This is a genomic window from Cupriavidus sp. YAF13 (assembly GCF_052113425.1).
Classification (GTDB): domain Bacteria; phylum Pseudomonadota; class Gammaproteobacteria; order Burkholderiales; family Burkholderiaceae; genus Cupriavidus.
Map to the genome: position 1 here is coordinate 1 of NZ_JBFRDD010000131.1, position 3,477 is coordinate 3,477.

Consider the following 3,477-nt stretch of genomic DNA (forward strand, 5'->3'; position numbering starts at 1 on the left):
TTAAGGCGATGCGAGTTTGGGTCCCGGCCGCTCTTTTCGTGAAATCCCGAGGGGGTGTCGCCCCATCCGGCGCGCCTTTTTTGCCTACTTTTTTGGCAAGACAAAAAAGTAGGTCGCCGCCCCGCAGGGGTGGTGAAACTGCAGTTGAATTTGCAGTTAAGCCCTTGAATTTGAATCTGATTTTGCAGTTGCAGTTGCCGCAGCCACGTGCAGCAACAGCAAAAAGCCACCAGTACCCCCTAAACCCTAAACCTAACAATCCCATCCCCCCCAATCTCCCGCCTCACATCCCCCGCATGCCACAACACATGCAAGTGCGCCAGCGCCTCGCCCATGGCAAACGTCATCTGGTGAATATCAAACTGCCGGTTGAAAATCACGCCGACGATGTCATGCGCGTTGCAGGCTTTCTCCACGCAGGCCGCCCGGGTTTCGGCAAGCCGCTCCACATGGTGCTCGCGTAGCTGCTTGATGCGGATATGCAGATTCCGGAACGGCCGGCCATGCGACGGCAGGATCAGCACGTCTTCYGGCAGCGGCTCGTACTTGCCCAGGGAGTCCAGGTATAGCTTGAGCGGATTGGCTTCCGGCTCCATGTCGAACACGCTGACATTGGTGGAGATGCGCGGGAGCACCATGTCGCCGGAAATCAGCACATTCAAGGCGGCGTTGTAGAGCGCTACGTGCTCGGGCGCGTGCCCGAAGCCAGTGATCACTCGCCAGCCGGACCTGGCCGGGTCGGTGCCGATATGCACGGTATCGCCGTCCATCATGCGGCGGTACTGGGTGGGCAGGTCGGGCACCAGCGACGGGTAGTAGCTCTTGCGTGCGCGCAGCTTTTCCAGGCTGTCGGGGTCCGTCAGGCCGTGGCGGGCGAAGTGGCTGGCGGCGAAGTCGCCGCCGGCGTTGGAGCCGGCGCCGCTGCCGCCGCCCATCACGCGGGCGTTCATGTAGTCGCCCAGGCTCATCCACAGGCGGGCGTCCCAGCGCTTGCACAGCCAGTGCGCCAGCCCGATGTGGTCGGGGTGGCAGTGGGTGGCCAGCACGCGCAGCACGGGCAGGCCGTCGAGCTCGTTGGCGAATACGGTTTCCCAGTGCGCCTTGATGGTGTCGTTGGTGACGCCGCAATCGATGATGGTCCAGCCGTCGCGGCCTTCAAGGCGGTCGCGCACCAGCCACAGGTTGATGTGGTCCAGCGCGAAGGGCAGCGGCATGCGCAGCCAGTAGACGCCGGGCGCCACCTGCTGCCGCGCGCCGCCTTCGGGCAGGGTTTCGCCAAACGGGTATTGGAGTTCGTGTTCGAGTGCGTTCATGAGGAGTCTCTCGGGTCTGAAGCCCTGTGCGCGCGGTGCCGCGCGCAGGCGGGCTTTCTCGTTGTCACGGTTGCATATCGCGGTTGCCAGCGGCCTTGCTTGACGCTAACGTTAACGTCAATTGGAGCGGGCTTTTTCCATCTTAAGCGAAAACTTCATTCCATACCGAACGACCGTTCACTTTTTTACCGGGCCACCATGCCAGACTCGCCAGCCACGCCAACCTACACCATCACCGATCTCGCCCGCGAGTTCGACGTGACGCCGCGTGCGATCCGTTTCTACGAGGACCAGGGCTTGCTGTCGCCGGAGCGCGAAGGGCCGACCGGGCGCAAGCGCGTCTATAACGGGCGCGAGCGCACGCGCCTGAAGCTCACCGTGCGGGGCAAGCGCCTCGGGTTGACGCTCAACGAAATCCGCGAAATTCTCGACCTGTACGAGTCGCCGCGAGACACCGCGCCGCAACTGGAGCGCTTCCTGCATTCGCTGGCGCATCACCGCGGCACACTGGAGCGCCAGCTCGAGGACCTGCAGGCGCAGCTTGCCGAGATCGATCAGTACGAACGGCAGTGCCGGGAGTTGCTGGCGACACATGCGTGCGAAGTGCCACCGGCCGTGGTGAAAAGTGCCTGATGGGCCATTATTTCAGTTTCCGTATTCGATTTGATTGACGTTTACGTAAACGTCAATAGAATAGCTTCTCAAACAAGGAAAGCCCATGCCCCAAGCTGTCGATGCCACGCCGTTGTCCGCCGAGCGCGCGGATGCCATTGCCACCAGCTTCTCCCGGCAGGGCCTGATGACCACCTTCGGCGCGGCGCTGACGCGGGTCATGCGCGGCGAGGTGGAGATCGCTATGCCGTGGTCCGAGGGCGTGACCCAGCAGCACGGCTTTTTCCACGGTGGCGCCGTCGGCGCGCTGGCCGATAGCGCCTGTGGCTACGCCGCACTGTCGATCGTGGGGGACGGCGAGGCCGGGCTGACCGCCGAGTACAAGATCAACCTGCTCTCACCCGCCCAGGGCGAGCGGCTGGTGGCGGTGGGCCGCGTGCTCAAGCCCGGCCGCACCTTGATCGTGGTGCAGGGCGATGTGTATAGCGAGACCGCTGGCGTGCGCAAGGCGGTGGCCACCATGCTGATGACCTTGTGCGTGGTGCGCACGCTGGACCACGTCTGACCACAAACGACAAATCAAGAAGACCAATACCGATACCATCAGGAGACCGCCATGATCGCAACGGCTGAGCTGCCAGGCCTGAAATTCGAGTTGGGCGAAGACATCGAGATGCTGCGCGACACCGTGCGCAACTGGGCGCAGGCCGAACTGGCGCCGCGCGCGGCGGAGATCGACCGCACCGACCAGTTCCCGATGGATGCCTGGAAGAAGATGGGCGACCTCGGCGTGCTCGGCATCACGGTGGCGGAGGAATACGGCGGCGCCAATATGGGCTACCTGGCCCACATGATCGCCATGGAAGAAATCAGCCGCGCCTCGGCGTCGGTCGGCTTGTCGTACGGCGCGCAACGCCAAGACCGAGCCGGACCTCGGCGCGCGCGGCATGACCGCCTTTATCGTCGAGAAGGGCATGAAGGGTTTCTCGGTGGCGCAGAAGCTGGACAAGCTCGGCATGCGCGGCTCGCACACCGGCGAGCTGGTGTTCCAGGATGTGGAAGTGCCGGTGGAGAACATCCTTGGCGGCGAGAACCTGGGCGCCAAGGTGCTGATGAGCGGCCTGGACTATGAGCGCGCCGTGCTCTCCGGTGGCCCGGTGGGCATCATGCAAGCGTGCATGGATGTCATCACGCCCTACATCCACGACCGCAAGCAGTTCGGCCAGAGCATCGGCGAGTTCCAGCTGATCCAGGGCAAGGTGGCCGACATGTACACCACCTTGCAGGCAGCGCGCAGCTACCTGTACACGGTGGGCAAGAACCTGGACTCGCTCGGCACCGCGCACGTGCGCCAGGTGCGCAAGGACTGCGCCGCGGTGATTCTCTATACCGCCGAGAAGGCCACCTGGATGGCCGGCGAATCCGTGCAGATCCTGGGCGGCAACGGCTATATCAACGAGTACCCGGTGGGCCGCCTGTGGCGCGACGCCAAGCTGTACGAGATCGGCGCCGGCACGTCGGAAATCCGCCGCATGCTGATCGGGCGCGAGCT

At 63.8% G+C, this 3,477-nt stretch carries 4 protein-coding genes and 1 pseudogene; 3 read left to right on the forward strand and 2 right to left on the reverse strand.

Translation table 11 applies throughout. The annotated features are described in order from the left end of the window. Both AB4061_RS40415 and AB4061_RS40420 read right to left on the reverse strand, forming a co-directional pair. On the reverse strand, nucleotides 1-265 hold a 265-nt coding region (locus AB4061_RS40415), incomplete at its 3' end, for a hypothetical protein (RefSeq protein WP_441641636.1). After that, nucleotides 240-1,313: an MBL fold metallo-hydrolase gene (locus AB4061_RS40420; RefSeq protein WP_441641637.1), complete on the reverse strand. Its 1,074-nt coding sequence runs from the start codon at nucleotides 1,311-1,313 to the stop codon at nucleotides 240-242. The genes AB4061_RS40420 and AB4061_RS40415, both read right to left, overlap by 26 nt. Nucleotides 1,314-1,511: 198 nt before the next feature. On the opposite strand from AB4061_RS40420, the gene AB4061_RS40425 reads away from it, so the two are divergent. The 3 genes and pseudogenes from AB4061_RS40425 to AB4061_RS40435 all read left to right on the forward strand — a co-directional run. Then, complete coding sequence (locus tag AB4061_RS40425; protein WP_441641638.1) at nucleotides 1,512-1,946, forward strand: MerR family transcriptional regulator; 435 nt, start codon at nucleotides 1,512-1,514, stop codon at nucleotides 1,944-1,946. An 85-nt stretch (nucleotides 1,947-2,031) separates the two neighbouring features. After that, a complete protein-coding gene (locus tag AB4061_RS40430; protein ID WP_441641639.1) occupies nucleotides 2,032-2,490 on the forward strand; it encodes a PaaI family thioesterase in 459 nt (152 codons plus the stop codon). A 51-nt stretch (nucleotides 2,491-2,541) separates the two neighbouring features. Then, nucleotides 2,542-3,477 (forward strand): annotated as a pseudogene (locus AB4061_RS40435) (acyl-CoA dehydrogenase family protein); the annotation flags it as partial.

Excerpts from the sequence above, each read along its gene's own strand:
- AB4061_RS40430 (WP_441641639.1), top strand. The coding sequence starts at position 2,032 with ATGCCCCAAGCTGTCGATGCCACGCCGTTGTCCGCCGAGCGCGCGGAT.
- AB4061_RS40425 (WP_441641638.1), top strand. The coding sequence starts at position 1,512 with ATGCCAGACTCGCCAGCCACGCCAACCTACACCATCACCGATCTCGCC.